At 59.7% G+C, this 18,449-nt stretch carries 12 protein-coding genes; 4 read left to right on the top strand and 8 right to left on the bottom strand.

Translation table 11 applies throughout. The features are described from left to right. Positions 1-30 precede the first annotated feature (30 nt). From ACOOHD_RS13845 to ACOOHD_RS13835, 3 genes are all read left to right on the top strand, one after another. Positions 31-1,797 (top strand): ABC transporter ATP-binding protein, encoded by a 1,767-nt coding sequence (locus ACOOHD_RS13845; RefSeq protein WP_420458473.1) that lies wholly within the window; start codon positions 31-33, stop codon positions 1,795-1,797. Between the two features lie 98 nt (positions 1,798-1,895). Beyond that, positions 1,896-3,479 (top strand): SulP family inorganic anion transporter, encoded by a 1,584-nt coding sequence (locus ACOOHD_RS13840; protein ID WP_420461432.1) that lies wholly within the window; start codon positions 1,896-1,898, stop codon positions 3,477-3,479. 10 nt (positions 3,480-3,489) lie between these two features. Then, positions 3,490-5,436, top strand: coding sequence for a SulP family inorganic anion transporter (locus tag ACOOHD_RS13835; RefSeq protein WP_420458472.1), 1,947 nt, complete (start codon positions 3,490-3,492; stop codon positions 5,434-5,436). Between the two features lie 2 nt (positions 5,437-5,438). Here ACOOHD_RS13835 and ACOOHD_RS13830 read toward each other — a convergent pair whose 3' ends face one another. From ACOOHD_RS13830 to ACOOHD_RS13805, 6 genes are all read right to left on the bottom strand, one after another. Continuing rightward, positions 5,439-6,266, bottom strand: coding sequence for a Uma2 family endonuclease (locus ACOOHD_RS13830; RefSeq protein WP_420458471.1), 828 nt, complete (start codon positions 6,264-6,266; stop codon positions 5,439-5,441). After that, positions 6,266-7,915, bottom strand: coding sequence for a S41 family peptidase (locus ACOOHD_RS13825; protein ID WP_420458470.1), 1,650 nt, complete (start codon positions 7,913-7,915; stop codon positions 6,266-6,268). The genes ACOOHD_RS13830 and ACOOHD_RS13825 overlap by 1 nt, the downstream gene beginning before the upstream one ends. Before the next feature lie 55 nt (positions 7,916-7,970). Continuing rightward, positions 7,971-9,533 carry a sulfatase family protein gene (locus ACOOHD_RS13820; protein WP_420458469.1) on the bottom strand — a complete coding sequence of 521 codons (1,563 nt, stop codon included), beginning with the start codon at positions 9,531-9,533 and terminating at the stop codon, positions 7,971-7,973. A gap of 235 nt (positions 9,534-9,768) precedes the next feature. Beyond that, positions 9,769-10,620, bottom strand: a complete 852-nt coding sequence (locus ACOOHD_RS13815) for an SDR family oxidoreductase (protein WP_420458468.1) — start codon at positions 10,618-10,620, stop codon at positions 9,769-9,771. Between the two features lie 157 nt (positions 10,621-10,777). Continuing rightward, entirely contained in the window at positions 10,778-12,163 is a 1,386-nt protein-coding gene (locus ACOOHD_RS13810) for a DUF819 domain-containing protein (RefSeq protein WP_420458467.1), read from the bottom strand. A gap of 240 nt (positions 12,164-12,403) precedes the next feature. Further along, positions 12,404-14,044: an NAD+ synthase gene (locus ACOOHD_RS13805; RefSeq protein ID WP_420458466.1), complete on the bottom strand. Its 1,641-nt coding sequence runs from the start codon at positions 14,042-14,044 to the stop codon at positions 12,404-12,406. A 263-nt stretch (positions 14,045-14,307) separates the two neighbouring features. On the opposite strand from ACOOHD_RS13805, the gene ACOOHD_RS13800 reads away from it, so the two are divergent. Beyond that, positions 14,308-15,414 carry a S41 family peptidase gene (locus ACOOHD_RS13800; protein ID WP_420458465.1) on the top strand — a complete coding sequence of 369 codons (1,107 nt, stop codon included), beginning with the start codon at positions 14,308-14,310 and terminating at the stop codon, positions 15,412-15,414. A 54-nt stretch (positions 15,415-15,468) separates the two neighbouring features. Here ACOOHD_RS13800 and ACOOHD_RS13795 read toward each other — a convergent pair whose 3' ends face one another. Continuing rightward, entirely contained in the window at positions 15,469-16,185 is a 717-nt protein-coding gene (locus tag ACOOHD_RS13795; protein ID WP_420458464.1) for a LytR/AlgR family response regulator transcription factor, read from the bottom strand. A gap of 13 nt (positions 16,186-16,198) precedes the next feature. After that, a complete protein-coding gene (locus tag ACOOHD_RS13790; RefSeq protein WP_420458463.1) occupies positions 16,199-18,091 on the bottom strand; it encodes a sensor histidine kinase in 1,893 nt (630 codons plus the stop codon). Positions 18,092-18,449 lie beyond the last annotated feature (358 nt).

The raw sequence follows: 18,449 nt of genomic DNA, 5'->3' as shown, positions 1-18,449 counted from the left end.
CAAACGGGGGGTGGGGTGTTACACCACTTCATGGCCACGAAGGAAGAGAAGCAAAAGTTTGATTTGTACCTGCTGTGGCGTGTGTTGGCCCTGGCTAAACCGTATAAGAAGGTCGCGATTCTGGCCGTCACCCTGGCCGTGCTGCTGGCACCACTGTCGATCGCCCGGCCGCGGCTGATCCAGAAGATGGTGGACGACTACATCTTCGTGGGCGACACCAGCGGGCTCACCTTCTGGGCCCTGGTTATCGCCGGACTGCTGGTGCTAGAGGCGCTGTGCCGCTACTCCTTTGTGTACAGTTCCAACTGGCTGGGGCAGTCGGTGATCCGCGATCTGCGGGTGCGGGTGTTTAGCCACATCAACAGCCTGCGGTTGAGCTACTTTGACAAGACCCCCATTGGGACCTCGACGACGCGGACCATCAGCGACATCCAGTCGATTAATAGCATTTTCGCCGAGGGGGTGATCACGATTCTGGCCGACCTGATGTCCATCGTAGCCGTACTGGCCATCATGCTGACCACGAGCTGGCGGCTCACCCTGATCTGTCTGACGACGATGCCCTTCCTAATGCTGGCCAGCTACATCTTTAAGGAGGCGGTGAAGAAGTCGTACCAGCGGGTACGCACCGAGATTCAGCGCATGAACGCTTTCCTACAGGAGCGCATCACCGGAATGCGGATCGTGCAGATATTCAATGCGGAGAAGGGGGAGGCGCGCAAATTTGCCGGGATCAACAGGGAATACCGGAAAGCAAATATCGACGCGATCCTGTACTACGCGATCTTCTTTCCTACGGTGGATATCATCGCGGCGGCCAGCCTGGCGCTGATGGTCTGGTGGGGTGCTCAGGACGTGGCTCGCGCCGGCGGGGTGACCCTGGGGGCGTTGGTGGCCTTCCCGATCTACATCAATATGCTGTTCCGGCCGATCCGGGTCCTAGCCGACAAATTCAATACGCTGCAGATGGGCTTGGTGGCCTCGGAGCGGGTGTTTAAGGTGATCGACCGCGACGACCAGATCGAGAATACGGGGACGTTGAAGCCGGAAAGCCTGCGCGGGGAGGTGGAGTTCCGCAAAGTGTGGTTTGCCTATACGGGCGTGGACTGGATCCTCAGGGACCTCAGCTTCAAACTGAAAAGTGGAGATACGCTGGCCATCGTGGGTAGTACGGGCTCGGGCAAGACGACGATCACCAACGTGATCAACCGCTTCTACGAGTACCAGAGGGGGGAGATCCTGATCGACGGGAAGGACCTGCGCGACTACGAGCTCACGGCGCTGCGCAGCCACATGGCGATGGTGCTACAGGACGTCTTCCTCTTCACCGGCTCGGTACTGGAAAACATCACGTTGCGTGACCCCAACATCAGTCGTGAGCGGGTTATAGAGGCGGCCAAGCTGATCGGTGCCCACGACTTCATCGAGCGGCTGCCGGGGGGCTACGACTACGACGTAATGGAGCGGGGGGCCACCCTGAGTATGGGGCAGCGGCAGCTGATCTCCTTCGTGCGGGCGCTGGTGTTCGATCCCGACATTTTGATTCTGGACGAGGCGACCAGTAGCGTGGATCCGGAGACCGAGGGCGTCATTCAGCACGCGATCGAGAAACTGATCGACCGGCGCACGAGCATCGTGATTGCCCACCGCCTCAGTACCATCCGCAATGCCAACAACATCATGGTACTGGAGAAGGGCGAGATTAGGGAATTCGGCCCCCACGAGGAGCTGGTACAGTTGGAGGACGGCCGCTACCGGGAGCTTTACGAGATGCAATTTTTGGAGGCGGCGGAGTAAGGGGCGCGTACAACCTTGTGGGGCTGACCGTGTATAGCTACCTTTAGCGAAAATCACTCCCCCTTATCTTGAAAAGTCACGCTACGCCCCACGACGGCATCTTTACCAACCTTAAGGGCGACCTACCCGCTAGTATCGTCGTCTTTTTCGTTGCCTTACCCCTCTGTTTAGGTATTGCGCTGGCCAGTGGCGCGCCCCTCTTTTCCGGTCTGATCGCCGGTATCGTAGGGGGTATCGTGGTAGGCGCAGTGAGTGGCTCTAATGTAGGCGTGAGCGGGCCAGCGGCGGGCCTGACCGCGATCGTGCTCTCGGCCCTCACCGAACTGGGCAGTTTCGAGCTCTTTCTGACCTGTGTGGTCCTGGGGGGCATCATTCAAATTGTACTGGGCGTACTGCGGGCCGGCGTGATCGGCTACTTCTTCCCCTCGGCGGTGATCAAGGGGATGCTCACGGGCATCGGCCTGATCATCATTCTGAAGCAGATTCCCCACTTTTTCGGCTACGACGAGGTGCCGGAGGGCAATGATGCCTTCCTACAGGACGACGGGCAGAACACCTTTTCTGAGTTGTTCAACATAGTTGACTTCATCGCGATCGGACCTACGATCATTGCCGTTATTGCTCTAGCGATCCTGATTTTGTGGGAGTTAGTGCTATCCAAACGAGGTAAAATCTTTACGATCATTCCCGGGCCGGTCGTAGCCGTAGCCGCGGGAATCATTTGGCAGATCACGATGCAGGGCACTGACCTGGGCATTCGTCCGGAGCACCTGGTGCCACTGCCGGTGCCGGAGAATTTTGATTCTTTTTTGGGCCAGTTCAGTTTTCCTGACTTTAGCGGCCTGGGTAACGGAGCCGTGTGGGTTGCCGCCTTCACCATTGCCCTGGTGGCCAGTCTGGAGACGTTGCTCTGTGTAGAGGCAACGGATAAGCTGGACCCCTACCGCCGGGTCACGCCCACCAACCGGGAGCTCCTAGCGCAGGGTACGGGAAACGTCGTCTCGGGGCTCATCGGCGGTCTACCGGTGACGCAGGTGATCGTGCGTAGCTCGGCCAACATCCAGTCGGGTGGGCGGACGAAGCTCTCTGCAATCGTGCACGGTATCTTTTTGCTGGTATCGGTCATCGCGATTCCGACGGTACTCAATCGTATCCCCCTTTCGGTCCTTGCCGCCGTGCTACTCCTGGTGGGCTATAAACTAGCTAAGCCGGCTACCTTCATCAACATGTACTGGGTAGGCTGGCGGCAGTTCGTACCCTACATCGTTACGGTGGTGGCCATCGTACTGACCGACCTGCTGATCGGCATCAGCTTGGGGCTGGCGGTAGGCATCATCGTGATCCTCTACACCAGCTACCAGAACTCCCACTTCCTGCACATGAAGAACGAGGAGGGCAAGCGGCCCCGGGTGAAGATCACCCTGGCCGAGGAGGTGACCTTTTTCAACAAGGGGGCCATTCGGAAGCAGCTAGACAACATCGAGGATGGATCGCAGTTGGTGCTCGACGTGCGCAAGACGCAGTTCCTAGACTACGACGTAGTGGAGATCCTGAATGACTTCGTCACCTCCTTCAAGGATCGGGACGTCGAGGTAGTGGTCGTCAAGGAGGACGAGAAGGTCACCAACCCCGAGAATTACTTTGAGGTCTTCGACATGCGCTCGGTAACGGGAGCGCACTAAATGGTTTGTTTTGACTAACCCATTCTCCTTCGACTTCTCCAACCTTCGGGGCGACTTCTTTGGTGGCCTGACCGCCGGTATCGTAGCCCTACCCCTAGCCCTGGCCTTCGGGGCGCAGACTGCCCTGGGACCGATGGCGGGGCTGTACGGTGCCATCGCCATTGCCATCCTGGCCGCCTTGTTTGGGGGCACGCCCACACAGGTGAGTGGGCCTACGGCACCGATGACGGTGGTTTCTTCGGCCGTTATTGCTAGTTCGATCACCGAATCCGGAGCGGAAACCGTGGCCGAAGCGCTGCCGATCATCCTGGCCACCTTCTTCCTGGCGGGCCTCATCGAGATGATCTTCGGCATTATCAAGTTAGGCAAGTACATCAAGTACATACCCTATCCGGTAGTATCGGGCTTCATGAGCGGGATCGGGGTGATCATCATTATTACGCAGTTGTTTCCGGCGCTGGGTTACAGTGCGGCCAACGATACCGCCCTGGTCGAAAGCCGCCGCGCCCCGGCCGAGGAGCTACTGCTAAACCGCTACATTGAAGAGGAGGCCGCCGTACTGGACGACGGGGCCGTAAACGCGGAGGTCGTGGCCCGGGCTAGCGAACGGTTCGCTGCTATCGACGAAGCTGAAATCGACGCCGAGGCTACCCGCCTGGCCCGCCGCGCCGCCGGGGGTACACTGGGTACCCTCGGTAACCTGAGCCGGCCCTTTACCACGCCGGGGGGCGTCAACTGGCCCAACCTGCTACTGACCCTACTGACGATCGGCATCATCTATGGCTTCAAGCGGGTGACCACCAAGGTGCCCTCGAGTCTCGTCGGTCTGGTGATAGTGACCATTGTTGCCGCTTTTCTACTACCCGGTCAGGTGCCAGTGATCGGGGCGGTAGAGCAGGGGCTACCTCCTGTGTATCTCGATTTCTTCGGGGCGTTCTTCGGTAGCGGGATGCTGGTGCGCATCGTCGAGTTTGCCTTCACCCTGGCCGCGCTCGGGGCCATCGACTCGCTGCTCACTTCCGTAGTAGCCGACAACATCACCAAGACCCGCCACGATCCCAACCAGGAGCTGATCGGTCAGGGACTCGGCAATATGGGGGCGGCCTTCATCGGGGGCCTACCGGGGGCCGGGGCCACCATGCGTACGGTCATCAACGCGCAGTCGGGTGGTAAGACCAAGATCAGTGGTATGATCGCCGGCATATTCCTACTGCTTGTGCTCCTGGGCCTAAGTGGTATCGTAGCCTACATCCCCAACGGCGTACTGGCCGGTATCCTCATCACGGTGGGCGTCGGCATCATCGACTATAAGGGGCTGCGCCACCTGAGGGACGTGCCCCGGGGCGATGCGGCCGTGATGATCATCGTGCTCCTGCTGACCGTCTTCGTCGGACTACTCGAAGCCGTTGCCGCCGGTATGGTACTGGCCGCCGTGCTCTTCATGAAAAAGACAGCCGATACCGTGGAGGAAGGAGCCAGAAGCAACTCCCTAGAGGAGTTCAGCCGCGAGAAGCCCTGGGCCGACGACGGCGACCTGGTCGAACGGTTGGGAGACCGGGTGTTCATCAAGCACCTGGACGGTCCGCTGTTTTTCGGCTTCGTGTCCACCTTCCAGACGATGATGCAGCAGCTGCCTTCCGTAGAGGTGGTCATCATCCGGATGCGGGAGGTGCCATACATCGATCAATCGGGGCTCTACGCCATGGAGGATGCCGTGCTGGAGCTACAGGAGCGGGGCATTGCCGTAGCCTTCACCGGCATGAACGAGCAGGTGCGCGATATGATGGAGCGGATCAATTTAATCCCTGGGTTAGTACCACCGGAGTATAACTTCGCTACGTTTGGGGAGGCGCGTAGCTGGTTGAGTGAGCGGTTGGCCGAGGGAAGCCTAGAGCGGCAGTCTGAGGTGCAGCGGAATGCGCCGCCGGCGGTTGGGGATGGGGTTGATGAGGCGTAGGGTTAGAAATCTGCCCGGCGGTAAATTTCAGCCATGGGCAGGTTAATGTCAAGCGTATGTATGTACACCGAGCCATTGAGATCGAAACAAGTGGCCATCTGCCACAGTGTCTTATCCTGCTTGTAAAAGCTCTCCACCAAATGCTTCTGAGAATCAACGAGTACATACTCTCGAAAAGAACCTAACGATTTGTACTTGTGAAACTTACCACTGCGGTCGTAAAGCTCTGAGGATTCTGACATCACTTCTATAAGTAGTGCAGGGTTTAGCAGGCGACGACGCGCCTCGTCCTGAAACTGAGCGTCCCCACAAACGAATGTGAGGTCGGGAAAAACATAGGCATCATTATTGGGTATGTAAGTAGCCTGATCGCTATCGAAAAATTCACAGTTGGTATTTTGTCGAGCATGACTACCAAGTGAGACGGCGAGATCCGATTTGATCGTATTATGGTTCCCAGTGCCCCCGGCCATCATGGTAAGCTTCCCAGCCTCGTATTCATACTTATCCAGGCTGCCTTCAAGAAAAGTAAAAAACTCATCGGGGGTATAGTGCTCGGTCAGTTTAGGTGCTGCTGACATCGTCCTTTTTTTTGCTAAATTAGGATTTCCGCTACTTATCCGCTTGTCCTGGTCCTCCAACTTCCCCATCCAGAATTTGGTACGGTCCAACCGTAGCTCCGCATCAGGAGCAATATTATACGCCTGCCGCGTCAAAAAATCTGCCGCCCGCAGCCGCTCCTCCAGCGGCCGGGTTACCCAGTAGTGGATATTACTGTCTGCCTCCTCGAAGGTGTTGATACGAAAGGCCGTGCGATCGAGGCGGAACATCACTTGCTCAGAATTTCCGCATACCGCCCCCCATCGTTCAGCACCGCGATGGCCTCCTGTACCTCCTGGTCGTTGCGCAGGCCCATCTGCACCTGCCCCCGCTGGTAGTAATAGCGGCCGGCGATCTCCTTTTCGATGATCTTGATGATCTCGTCCTTCAGACTGGCGATGGCCGTAGCCTGCTCGCGGTCGACCTTCTCCTGAATCGAGGCCAGCTCCGCGGAGATGTCGTACCCCTCTTCCTTAGCCCGGGCGGCAGCATCTTCCAATAGCTCCTCGGCCTGGGAAGTGAAGTTGAAGTCGGCCCGGTTGAGGAAGGCCTCGAACTTGTCCCAGTCCTGGAAGTGAAAATCGGCCACCGAGTCGATTGTCGGGTGATCGCGCACCCACTCGTTCACAAAGTCGAAGACGATGTAATCCTCCAGCAATCCCTGAGCTACGTTATGCTGACCCAGCACGTTCACCTCGATGTCGGGAGCTACGCCACCGCCGTCCAGTACGGTACGGCCGCCGCGGGTCTTGAACTCGGCGCGCTGCGCATCGGGAATATCGTAGGGCTTGCCGTTGCGGTACTCGATGGCCTGGATGCAACGCTGGCTGGGGATGTAGTACTTCGCCGTAGTGATCTTGACCCGGCTACCGTAACCCGTTTCCATAATGTTTTGCACCAACCCCTTGCCGTAGCTGCGCTGGCCGATCAGGACGCCACGGTCCAGGTCCTGCAGCGCACCCGAGACAATCTCCGAGGCCGAGGCCGAGCGGTGGTTGATGAGCACGGCTACCGGAATGTCCGTATCCAGCGGGTTGCCCTTGGTTTCGTAGCTGCGGTTCCAGTCGCGCACCTTACCCTTCGTGGTCACGATGGTCTCGCCCTTGGGTACGAAGATGTTGACGATATCGACGGCCTCATTGAGCAGTCCACCGCCGTTACCGCGCAGGTCGAGTACGACGCCGGTCATGTCGGGGTGCTCGGCTCGTAGCTCGCTGACGGCATCACGTACGTTCTTGGCCGCCTCCTGGGTGAAGGTGGTCAGGGCCACATAGCCCACGTTCCGTTCCAGCATCCCGTAGTAGGGTACGTTGGGGATGTCTACGTCACCGCGCGTGAGCTCCAGTTGCTTGGTGCCCTCGCCGGGCCGGTCTACCGTTAGCTCCATGATGGTACCGGGGAAGCCGCGCATGATCTCCTCCAGCTGCTCACGGTTGTACTGGGCGGTCTCGCGGCCGTCTACCCGTAGCAGGCGGTCGCCCGTGCGCAATCCAGCTTGGTCGGCGGGCTGATCTTTATAAAGGGTGAGAATGGTCGGCAGGCTGTCGATATATTCGATCTCAGCGCCGATGCCCTGGTACTGTCCGCTCTGGCGCAGGCGTGCGGTTTCCACGTCGGTCTCGCTGATGTAGTTGGTGTAGGGGTCCAGGCTTTCGACCATGGCCTCGATGCCGGTGCGCATCAGTTTATTGGGCTCGATCTCGTCGACGTAGTAGGTATTCACCTCCTTGTACACGTTGGTGTACACCTCGATGGCCTTCATGATCTCGAAGAATTTGTCGTTGATGGGGGCGAGGGTCGTAGCGGTGAGCCCCACGAGGAGCATTGCACCTGCCCCGATAGCTATCGGGGCGCCCAGAGCCTTTTTACGGAATGACATGCGGTAGCGTTTTGGGATATAGTAAGGTAACGCGGCAGGGGCGCACAAGATTGGTTTAGTAGCCGGCGTAACGCTGTCGCTGTAGGGTATCTACGACCACGTGGACGTCGTTTTCGCTCTCAGCATCTTCCCGGCTACTCCCCGTCTGCACGATGTGTTGGAGGCGCTGCCGAAGCTCACGTACACGTTCCGGATATTCGGCAGCGAGATTTTGCACCTCGGCCTCGCTTTGTCCCAGGTGGTACAGTTCGGCTACAGCGGCCTGACCCCGGGAGTCGTCGAGCGTAGGCTCCGGTTTACGGAGGACCAGTTTCCAGTCTCCCTCTCGGTAGGCGAACTCGCCGTCGCGCGAGTGGGAGACGATACCGGCGGGCCGTGGCTCCGGCGTTTGCCCCCGTAGGGAGGGTAGGAAGCTGAAGCTGTCCTCCGCCGCGTCGACGGGTAGCGGCCTTTCAAGTAGAGAAGCCAGGGTGGCGTAGAGATCGTTGAGCGTGATGGGGTGATCGGTAGCCGTACCCGCCGGTACCCCGCCTACGGGCCAGCGCACGACGAAGGGAACGCGGTGGCCACCCTCCCAGATGTCCCCCTTGTGGCCGCGGTAGGGCCCGCTTGGCTGGTGGCCGGCAGCGATCAATCCTTCCCAGCCCGTGTAATGACTGTGGCCGTTGTCGGCGGTGAAGATGACCAGCGTATTCTCCCTTAATCCCAGGCGGTCCAGGGCGGTGATAACCTGGCCGGCGGACCAGTCCGTTTCCATGACGAAGTCGGCGATGGGGTTAATGCCGCTCCGCCCGACAAAACCGCTGGAAGGGACTACCGGCTCGTGGGGCGAGGTCATGGAGTACATGAGAAAGAAAGGGTCCGCTACCTCAGCCCGCTCTTCGAGATAAGCGATGGCCCGCGCGGTCAGTTCGGGTACAATGCTATCGAAGCGCCAACCCGGAGCTATGGGGGAGCCGTCGAAGGCGCGCGGCATCACGACGCCCTCGGTGGAGTCATAGCGGTAGGTAGCCGTCGGGGCCTCTACAAGCCGGTCGTTTTCCTGGTAGGTAAAGGGGGGCTGGTTGGGCAGATTGACGCCGAAGTAGTAGTCGAAGCCCCGCGCTACCGGCCCGTCGGTAACGGGCTGGCTAAAGTCCCAGGGATAGTCTTTTAACCGCCAGTGTTCTTCCAGCCGTTGGGCCGGTCGCCCGCCGCCGTAGTGCATACCCAGGTGCCACTTGCCGATCAGGGCGGTATGGTAGCCTGCCTGCTGCAGCAAGGCGGGCAGGGTCAGCCGGTCCGCTGCGATCAGCGGGGGCTCGTAGGCGGCCAGTACCCATTCCTGGAGGGGCGTGCGCCAGGCGTAGCGACCGGTCAGTAGCCCGTAGCGGGTGGGCGTACACACCGCCGAGGCACTGTGGGCGTCGGTAAAGCTGCGGCCCTCAGCAACCAGACGGTCCAGGTAGGGGGTGGCGATCTTGTTGTCCGGGTAGTGCGCCTGTATGTCCCCGACGCCGAAGTCATCGGCCAGGATGAGGACGATGTTAGGCGGAGGTACCGTAGCACGATCGGCCATCGGGGGAGGCTGGCGGCAGCTAACGAGGAGTAAGATGAGGAGTACGGGAAGTCTTAGCACCCCATCAAGATACGGAGTCTACCTGCTATTTGTGGCCCCCACAATAGGGTAACGTGGCAGAGGGACGAAGAGCTCGCGGATACGGCCAACGATGAAGTAGGTATCGTTGGCGCGGATGTGGTGCTCCTCCTCCAGGGTGAGGCCGAGCTGGTCTGGTGGCCCTGCTGTAGGATGTCGGGATAAGCGTCCGACGGTTACAACCGTCGGACGCTTAACGGTTACAACCGTCGGACGCTTAGTACCGCCGGTTCTCCGCCAGCCGCTTCAGGAAGAACTTATCCTGGAAGCGCTTAGGGGTTAGGCGAAGGAGTTTCACTAGCCAGCCGCGCTTCATGACTAGTACATTAGGTTTCGGCTTAGCGTCGGTGAGGGCTTTGTAGATAGCTTCCGCTACAACTTCCGGTTCCACACCATCCGCTTCGGCGGCTTCGGTATAGGGGCCGAGCTTTTCCAGTACGGCTTCGTAGCGGGTGCCGCGGTAGGCCTCAGTCTGCTCGCGGCCCTTGGCCCAGATGGGGGTTTTGACCGGTCCGGGGGCAATGCTGATCACGTCGATACCGAAGGGGTGAAGCTCGCGGCGCATCCCGTCGGTGAGGGCTTCTACGGCAAATTTGGAGGCGGAGTAGAGCGTGGTAAAGGGGGAGGTGAGGTAACCGGAGACGCTGCCGACGTTGACGATACGGGGACTGAGACCAGCTTCCCGGGCGTCGTGCAGCAGCGGCAGCATTTCCTGACAGACGGCGAGTAGCCCGAACACGTTCACGTCGAACTGCCTGCGGTACTGCGCCTCGCTGAGCGTTTCTACCGGTCCGCTGATGGCGATGCCGGCGTTATTGACTACCCCCGTGAGCTGGTGGCCGTCTTCTTGAATCCGCTGTACGGCGGCACGGATGGCCGGCCGATCAGTGACATCGAAGGTGAGCGGGGTGAAGGTGGGGTACTTGGCGAGTTCCTGTGCACCCCCGATAGTGGTCGGGCCCCCGCCCCGGTGGCTGCCATAAACGGTGTGACCGCGCTGGAGGAGGTAGTGGGCGGTGGTGAGGCCGATCCCGGAGCTTACGCCTGTGATTAGGGTGGCTTGTTGCATAATTTTACTGTTTTGCGACTACGTCGCTTTTTATTGAACCACAGAGTGCGTAGAGGGCCGCAGAGGTGTACCTATCACGTCTCTGCGGCCCTCTGCGTCCTCTGTGGTTCATTCCAGCGCGCGTTGCGCGCCAATACCCTTCTTGGTGGTGCAACCATTAATTAACAGAAATCTCCATCAAGTAAGAGCACAGTAGCGCCCCATAGGTACCCAGGGCATACCCAATCACCGCCATGATAGCCCCCACCGGAGCCAGCACCGGATTAAACGCACTAGCCACCACCGGCGCACTAGCGGCCCCGCCCACGTTAGCCTGACTCCCCACCGCCACGAAGAAGAACGGCGCCTTGATCAGGTAAGCCGTACCCAGCAGCACCGTGATGTGCACCAGCATCCAGATGAGTCCGATGGCGAAGAGGCCGAGGTTATCGAGTACGTCGCCGATGTTCATCTGCATACCGATGGTGGCCACGAGGATGTAGATCATCACGCCGCCCCACTTGCTGGCCCCCACGCCCTCCAGCCGCCGCGCCCGCGTGAAACTGAACAGGAAGCCGAAGGTGGTGGCCAGCACGACCATCCAAAAGAAGCCACTGGTGAGGGTGTTGAGGCGGAGGGCGTCGAGGGCCTCCTCGTACTGGCCGAAGAAGGGTGCGATGAGATCGGCTCCGAGGTGTGCCAGCGCCACGCCCCCGAAGGCCACGCCCAGTAGTTTGTACATATCTACGCTGGTGGGGATACGCCGGACCTGTTCCGCATAATCTTCCATTTTCTTAACCAGGGCATCGATGGCCGATCCGTCTGCCCCGATGAAACGGTCGATCCCTGCTGCTCGCCCCGCCCCGAAGAGCAGGAAGGCGAGCCAGATATTGGCTACCAGCACGTCCACTACGATCATCTGTCCAAAGATGCCCGGCGGCACCTCGTTGATGATCTGCATGGCCGCCTGGTTGGCCCCGCCGCCGATCCAAGAGCCGGCGATGGTACTCAGGCCCCGCCACAGCAGGTTGGGATCGAGGTCGATGAGCCCCGGAAAGAAGTTGGTGACGATAAGTAGCGCGATCGGCCCGCCCAGCACAATCCCGAAGGTTGCCGCCAGAAACATTACGATGGCCCGGTACCCCAGATTGATGATGCCGGGAATGTCGATGTTCAGGCACAGCAGGATCAGCGAAGCCGGCAGCAGGTAGCGGCTCGCCATGAAGTACAACTGACTATGTCCTGTGTACCCACTGAAGTCACCCGGCTCCAGCCCCTGCGCCTCGATGTAGCGGTTGATCTCCCCGAAGGAAAGCCCCTCCGGTAGCGTCACGCCCCGCTCGGCCAGCGCATCGATCACCCCGTACTCGTACCAGTCGTAGGCGATGATGCCCAGCGGCCAGTTCAGCAGCGCCGGCAGGAAGTAGCACAGCAGTAGGGCCGGTACGTAGGTGTAGAAGGTCTTCCAGAAGGGCCGCTCGCTACTAGCGGTAGTGAAGACCAGAGCGAGGATGGTGAGGAGGAGGCCGAAGACTACGGCATCATTGGTGATCCAGGGGGTCAAGGGTGGGTTGTTGGGTTGTTGGGTTGTTGGGTTGTTGCGTTGCAGTCGTTGGAGGTGAGGTAGGTGTTGGAAGCGTCTCAGGGGGGCGGGGCCGCAGGTGCAATGAACGTACAGCAGCAACACCAAAACGAGCGAAGCGAGCATCCCCGTAAACGCAACAACCCAACAACCCAACAACGCAACAACGATAACATCAAAAACGAGCGAAGCGAGCATCCGCGCCCCTAACTCCTTAACCCCTTAACTTAGGTACTTCGCCACAATAGGAAACCGCCGCCCCATCCCAAAAGCCTTCCGGCTCACCCGCAGCACGGGGGCCGTCTGGTGCCGCTTGAACTCATTGATGTTGACCAGCCGCAGGGCCTTCTGTACGAGCAGCGGGTCGGCACCGGCCTCGATGATATCCTGGGGGCTCTTGTGGAGCTCGATGTACTGGTACAGCACGGCGTCGAGCTCGGGGTAGGGGGGCAGGCTGTCGCTGTCGAGCTGATCGGGCCGGAGCTCGGCGCTGGGGGGCTTGGTGATGATATTACCGGGGATGACCTCGCCGTCGCGGTTAATGAACTTGGCCAGCTCGAAGCACTCCGTTTTGTACACGTCGCCGATCACGCTGAGGCCGCCGCACATGTCGCCGTAGAGCGTGCCGTAGCCCACGGCCATCTCGCTCTTATTGCTGGTATTGAGCACGATGTTGCCGAACTTATTGCTGAAGGCCATCAGGATCATGCCGCGGATACGTGCTTGCAGATTTTCTTCGGTGAGGCCCTCTTTTTGGCCGAAGAAGTGGGGTTGGAGCAAGTCCATATAGCTGTGGTACACGCTCTCGATGGGTACGATATCGTACTGGCAGCCCAGGTTCTGCGCCAGTTGGCGGGCGTCGTTCACGCTATGGTCGGAACTATGCTGGCTCGGTAGCAGGATGCAACGCAGGTTGTGGGGGCCGAGGGCACGGGCGGCGAGTACGGCCACTAGCGCGGAGTCGATCCCCCCACTAAGCCCCAGGATGGCCCGCTTGAAGCCCAGCTTACCGAAGTACTGCCGGATACCCATCACGAGCGCGTCGTGGATCAGCGTCATCTTATCGCGCTCCCGCTCACCGCTCACCTCACTTCCTTCCTGCACCTCCTCGGTGTTGTAGATGCGCAGGCTCTCCTCGAAGTAGGGCATTTCGTCGACCACCTCGCCGCGGGAGTTGACCACCAGGGAGCCGCCGTCGAAGAGCACCTCGGTCTGGGCCCCTACGTGATTGACCAGGTACAGGGGCAGGTCGTAGCGTTCCACGTTAGCGCGCATCGCCGCGACCCGCTCGGCGGCGTGGTCGTAGCTGAAGGGACTGGCCGAGATGTTAATGATCAGGTCGGGCTGCTGCTCCAGCATCCGGTCCATGGGGTTGATCTTGTACAGCGGGTTCTCGTTGCCGACGTTCCAGCTGTCCTCACAGACGACCAGGGCGATGGTCTTATCCTGGTAGCGCACCACGTTCCACTCCGCGGCGGGCTCGAAGTAGCGGTACTCGTCGAAAATGTCATAGGTCGGCAGCAGCGTCTTGTGCTGCACCTGCTGGATGCGGCCGTTAGCTAGGAAGTAGGCGCTGTTGTACAGGTCCTTACCCTCCACCACGGGGTTTTTGGTGGGTGCGCCTACGATGATGGCGATACCGTCGGCGGCCCGGGCGAGTTGCTGCACGACCGTATCCGATTTCTCGATGAAGTCATCAAACTCCAGGAAGTCCCGCGGCGGGTAGCCGACGGTAGCGAGTTCGGGGAAGACGACGATGTCCGCCCCCTGCTCCTTGGCCCGCCTGGTGTAGTCGAGCATCTTTTGCAGGTTGGCGTCGAAGTTTCCGACGTGGACGTTGATCTGGGCGAGGGCGATGTTCATGGGGGGGAAGGTAGTGTGGGGCAAAGATACGGTGCCTTAGTTTAATTTGCAAACTAAGTGGGCGGGGTGTAGAGTGGGTGCATTCTTGATTGGTGATTCTTGATTCTTGATTGTGCTACCGCATGGCTCTGCTCACTGCGTTCGTTTAGAGCTGAAACACGTCGAGACCTATTTAATTCCAATTTGATACGTTTGTCTTGGATAGGGCGGGGCCGCTGGTGCGGGGGACCTTACCTTCCTAGTTCACACTACACTACACCCACATGCGCAATTACCTTCTTCTCATTTTACTGGCGCTAGTCTACGCTTGCCGCACTCCATCCATCACTCCGGACGTAGTAGAGATTAGGGCCCTCGGAATCACTTACCGGCCGGACACGCTCCAGCTTTCCTCCACCGCGCGGGACTACATCGACACGGTCGTTAGCCACATGCGGGAAGTAGCGCTGCACCGCGACCGGGTCGATTTTGACGCCCTACGCAATGCCGCCCGCTACTACAGCCAGGGGGCTACCACCGCTGCGGACACCTACGCCGGCATCGAACGTGCCATGGTCCTGCTGGACGATCACCATTCCTCGCTACTGACGCCCGAAGTACTCACCGACTACCTCGGTCTTGGGAAAGCCCAAATTGATGACATTCGGGCCGGGCAAGTCCCCCACCTCCCCAGCAATCAACTTGCCGGACTGGACGAGCGGCTCACCTTCGCTACCGCCACCTACCGCGATGGCATCGGCTACCTCAGAATTCCTTCCTTCGAGCGTATTTACTACGAGGAGATGCAGCGCTTTGCGGATAGTCTGCAGTCTTCCATTCGCGTACTGGAGGCGCAGGGCGTCCGCACGTGGGTGGTGGACCTGAGCGGGAACGACGGGGGCGCCGAACTACCCATGATTCTGGGGCTGGGGCCCCTGCTGGACGAACAGAACGGCTATTATGGTATCGACGCCCGCGGCCGGATCCGCAGCCATACTTTTTACCGTGACGGTGGCTATTACAACTTGGACGAAGGTCAGCGCCCGGCTACTGCTAAACCTCTTGTCACGCTACCGGACCCCTACGTACTGAAGACTCCGAACTTGCCAATCCTCTTACTGACCAGTGGTAAGACGGCTAGCTCCGCCGAGGCCGTGGTAGCCATCTTTAAGGAGCAGTCCAATGTCCTGCAACTCGGGGAGGCTACCAATGGGCTTACCTCCGTGAATAGTTTCGAGGTACTGCCCGATAACGCGGTGCTGAATATTACGGTGGCTTATATGGCGGACCGGACGAAGCAGGTTCACGAGCAGGGGATCGGTGTAGATGGTGGTCTGGAGGAGCTGGAGGGGGATTTGGGGCGGGTGGTGCGTGGGTTGATGGGGAAGTAGGGGGCAATTCAAGCCTGCATCCTTGATAGCTATCGAGGCCCCGCCCCCGGACGCTTACAGGGCCGCCAGCCGGGTCAGCACCGCCCCCCGGTACTTCGCGCTGATGGGTACGCCCTTTTCGCCGAGGTAGACGCACTTGTCGTCGAAGCGCGTCACGTGAGCGAGGTTGATGGCGTGGCTGCGGTGTACGCGGATGATGCTGGGCTCGTCAAGTTCCGCGAGGAGGGCCTGGAAAGGTTTGCGCAGGATGAGGGGTTTTTGGTTTGTGAGCTCTACCTCTACATAGACGTGATCGGCCCCCAAGTGGCGGATGGCCACCACGGGCAGGAGGTAGGTGGCGTGGCCGGTCCTGATCGTGACGGTTCGTTCCGTCTGCTGCGACTGGTGATTGTGCAACGCTACGCTGATGGTGGCTAGCAGACTGGGAACCTGTACCGGCTTACTCAGGTAGCCCCCGGGGAAGGTTTCGTTAGCCAGGGTGAGGTGGCGCCGGTCGACCTGTGAGGTAAGGTAGACGAAGGGGATGGGAGCCGGCTGAGCGCGGAGAAAGCCCGCAAAATCGATACCGGTGCGCACGCCGCTGAGCTGAATGTCGAGCAGCGCCAGGTCGGGGGGATCGTCGTGGTAGAGCTCCACGGCCTCGTCGTAGGAGATGGCCTCGCCGGTGATGGTGTACCCCGCCGCTGCGAGCTCGTCGGCCAGGGTCGTGGAAATGATGAACTCGTCTTCCACGATGAGAATCTTGCCGGACGGGGGGGGAAATTGGGTCATAGAGTGAGCAGGGTTAGGCGGTGGCAGGGATGGGTGCACTGGCGGGGGAATAACGCTTTTTTCGGCCCCGTGATTTGTGCTGATTTTTCCGCCGGAAGTAGATGCGGGTTACCGCCCCCCCGTCATTTTCTAACACCACGCGGCCGCGAAGCTGACGGCTCATCCCCTTCAGCAGGTAGGTACCTAGACCGCCGCCCTTGCCAGCCAAAATGTCTTCGGGAAATCCGGCACCGTTGTCCCGGTAGGTCAGGCAGAAAGTTTTGCCGTCCTCCTCCTCCGTCAGACTCACGTACAGGTGCAGGGCCCCCTGGTGATTGGTAGCGTACTTGTAGCTGTTAGTGACCAGCTCGTTAAACATGGTGCCCAGCGGGATGGCCGTATCCAGGTTGAACCAGTAGTCGCCGGTACTGAGCTCGATGACGCTGGCCCGGGGGAGTTTGGACAGCAGCTCGAAGTGGTTACAGATCTGGCGGGCGTACTGGCTAAAGTTGATCTCCCCGGCGCGCCCCTCCCGGTACAAAATCTCGTGCACGGAGGCCATGCTGTAGATACGGCCCGACATGGCCTCCAGGCTGGCACGCGCCCGGGGGTCGTCGACCTCCTTGAGTTGTAGGGTCAGCAGTCCGATGATGATCTGTAGGTTGTTCTTGACCCGGTGGTGGACCTCCCCCTGCAGCATTTTTTGCTCGCGCAATGACTGGGCGAGTTGCTGGTTCTGGGCCTCGATTAGTTCCTGTTTGCCGAGCGCCGCCTTGGCGGCCTGTAGACGGGAGTGCTTATAGAGCGCGAATCCCACGACGGCCATCCCGAAAATGAAAAACAGATAGCGCCGCTGCTGCTGGTTGCGATTTTGGGCAAACTGTTCCCGCTGCCGTGCGATCAGGTCGCGTTGTTTTTCGGCGAGGTAATGCGCCTCGATCTCGGTGGCGCGGTCCTCAATCGCGGTTTCCAACTGCCGCAGTTCGGCGGCGCGGGCCAGTTGCAGGTAGTGCCAGGCGGAGTCCGTGCGGCCGAGGGTCTTCAGGATGGTGGCCCGGTCGTCGTACACCCGACTGAGAAAGAAACTATCGGGACTGACCACCAGACCGGCGTAGACTAGCGCCGAGTCATTTACTGCCAGGGCATCTTCCAGGCGGCCGTCCTCGATGCGCAGTCCGGTCAGCACCATGGTCATTATCAGGTAATCGGTGGCGCTGCCCGTGTGGCGGTAGTACTCGGCGGCTTCCTGTAGGTGGTATTCCCCCCGCCGCGGATTGCTCTCCTCGTAGTACAGGCTCAGATTGAAGTGGGACAGGGCCAGTTGGTGGGTATCGTCTAGCTCCCGGGCCGTAGCCAGGGCGCGCTGGGCGTACTGTAGCGACAGGGCGGGGTCACCGAAGTGTCGGTGGTAGGCGGCGCTACGATTGTACAACTGCGGTGCCAGGGATTTCAGGCCGTAGGTGTCGATCAGCTCCCCGGCCAGGTCTAGGTATTTCCAGCAGTCACTGGGGCGTTGCTGACGCTGGTGGATGTGCGCCATCCGCAGGTAAGCCTGTACGGTAATCTCGTGGGTGCCGGCGGCCGTAGCATCGTCGATCAGCTCCAGTAGTGCCACGGTGGCCGCCGCGTTGTCGCGTTTTTTGAGCAGGGCCTCAGTGCGCTCCAGCCGGATGAGCAGGCGGAAGGTGCGCATCCAGTCCGGTACTGGGGTGGCCGTGGCACCGGCCAGGTCGGTCAGGTCCTGATCCAGGGCGCGGAGCACGCCGAGCGCGCTGTCGTTCTGCGCGATGGTAATGAGGTGCTGCGCCTGGTGGTACTGCTGCCACATCGAGTCGGTCTGCCCCGGCAGGGAAAGCGTGGCTAGGCACCAGGCGATTACGTACACAAACCGGTGACGGATAGCTACAGGAGAGTAAGGTCTTTTCATGAGAATTCATCCGTAAGGTACGGCGACAGAACCATAAACAAAGGTGCCAGATACTGGGTGTACCTGGCCACCCAAGACTACGTCCGAACAATAAGTACTGAGAAACTAGTGGACCGTAGCTAAGACGGTAACGCATCCGTAGTGCGGAGCGTATGATTCAGTTGTGTTCAAACACTTTCTGCCCGGCCACGCTAGGTGGACCGGGCAGTGGTGATAATGTTGTATAGTGGTTGTCTGCGTAAATTCTCTCAAAAAATAACCTAATAAGTCGGTACGTCTCTCACAACAGTAGTAATGACTTGCCACAAACATAGGGGGGTACCTAGTCCCAGAGCAACTATTCGGGTAGCCGTGTGCC

This window comes from Neolewinella sp. (genome assembly GCF_965214665.1).
Taxonomy (GTDB): domain Bacteria; phylum Bacteroidota; class Bacteroidia; order Chitinophagales; family Saprospiraceae; genus Neolewinella.
Note: the sequence above shows the minus strand (reverse complement) of the source record. Positions and strands in the feature narration are given on the sequence as shown.

Coding starts and splice junctions, on each gene's coding strand:
- ACOOHD_RS13845 (WP_420458473.1), top strand. CDS start 31: ATGGCCACGAAGGAAGAGAAGCAAAAGTTTGATTTGTACCTGCTGTGG.
- ACOOHD_RS13830 (WP_420458471.1), bottom strand. CDS start 6,266: ATGTTCCGCCTCGATCGCACGGCCTTTCGTATCAACACCTTCGAGGAG.
- ACOOHD_RS13825 (WP_420458470.1), bottom strand. CDS start 7,915: ATGTCATTCCGTAAAAAGGCTCTGGGCGCCCCGATAGCTATCGGGGCA.
- ACOOHD_RS13815 (WP_420458468.1), bottom strand. CDS start 10,620: ATGCAACAAGCCACCCTAATCACAGGCGTAAGCTCCGGGATCGGCCTC.
- ACOOHD_RS13805 (WP_420458466.1), bottom strand. CDS start 14,044: ATGAACATCGCCCTCGCCCAGATCAACGTCCACGTCGGAAACTTCGAC.
- ACOOHD_RS13800 (WP_420458465.1), top strand. CDS start 14,308: ATGCGCAATTACCTTCTTCTCATTTTACTGGCGCTAGTCTACGCTTGC.
- ACOOHD_RS13795 (WP_420458464.1), bottom strand. CDS start 16,185: ATGACCCAATTTCCCCCCCCGTCCGGCAAGATTCTCATCGTGGAAGAC.
- ACOOHD_RS13790 (WP_420458463.1), bottom strand. CDS start 18,091: ATGAAAAGACCTTACTCTCCTGTAGCTATCCGTCACCGGTTTGTGTAC.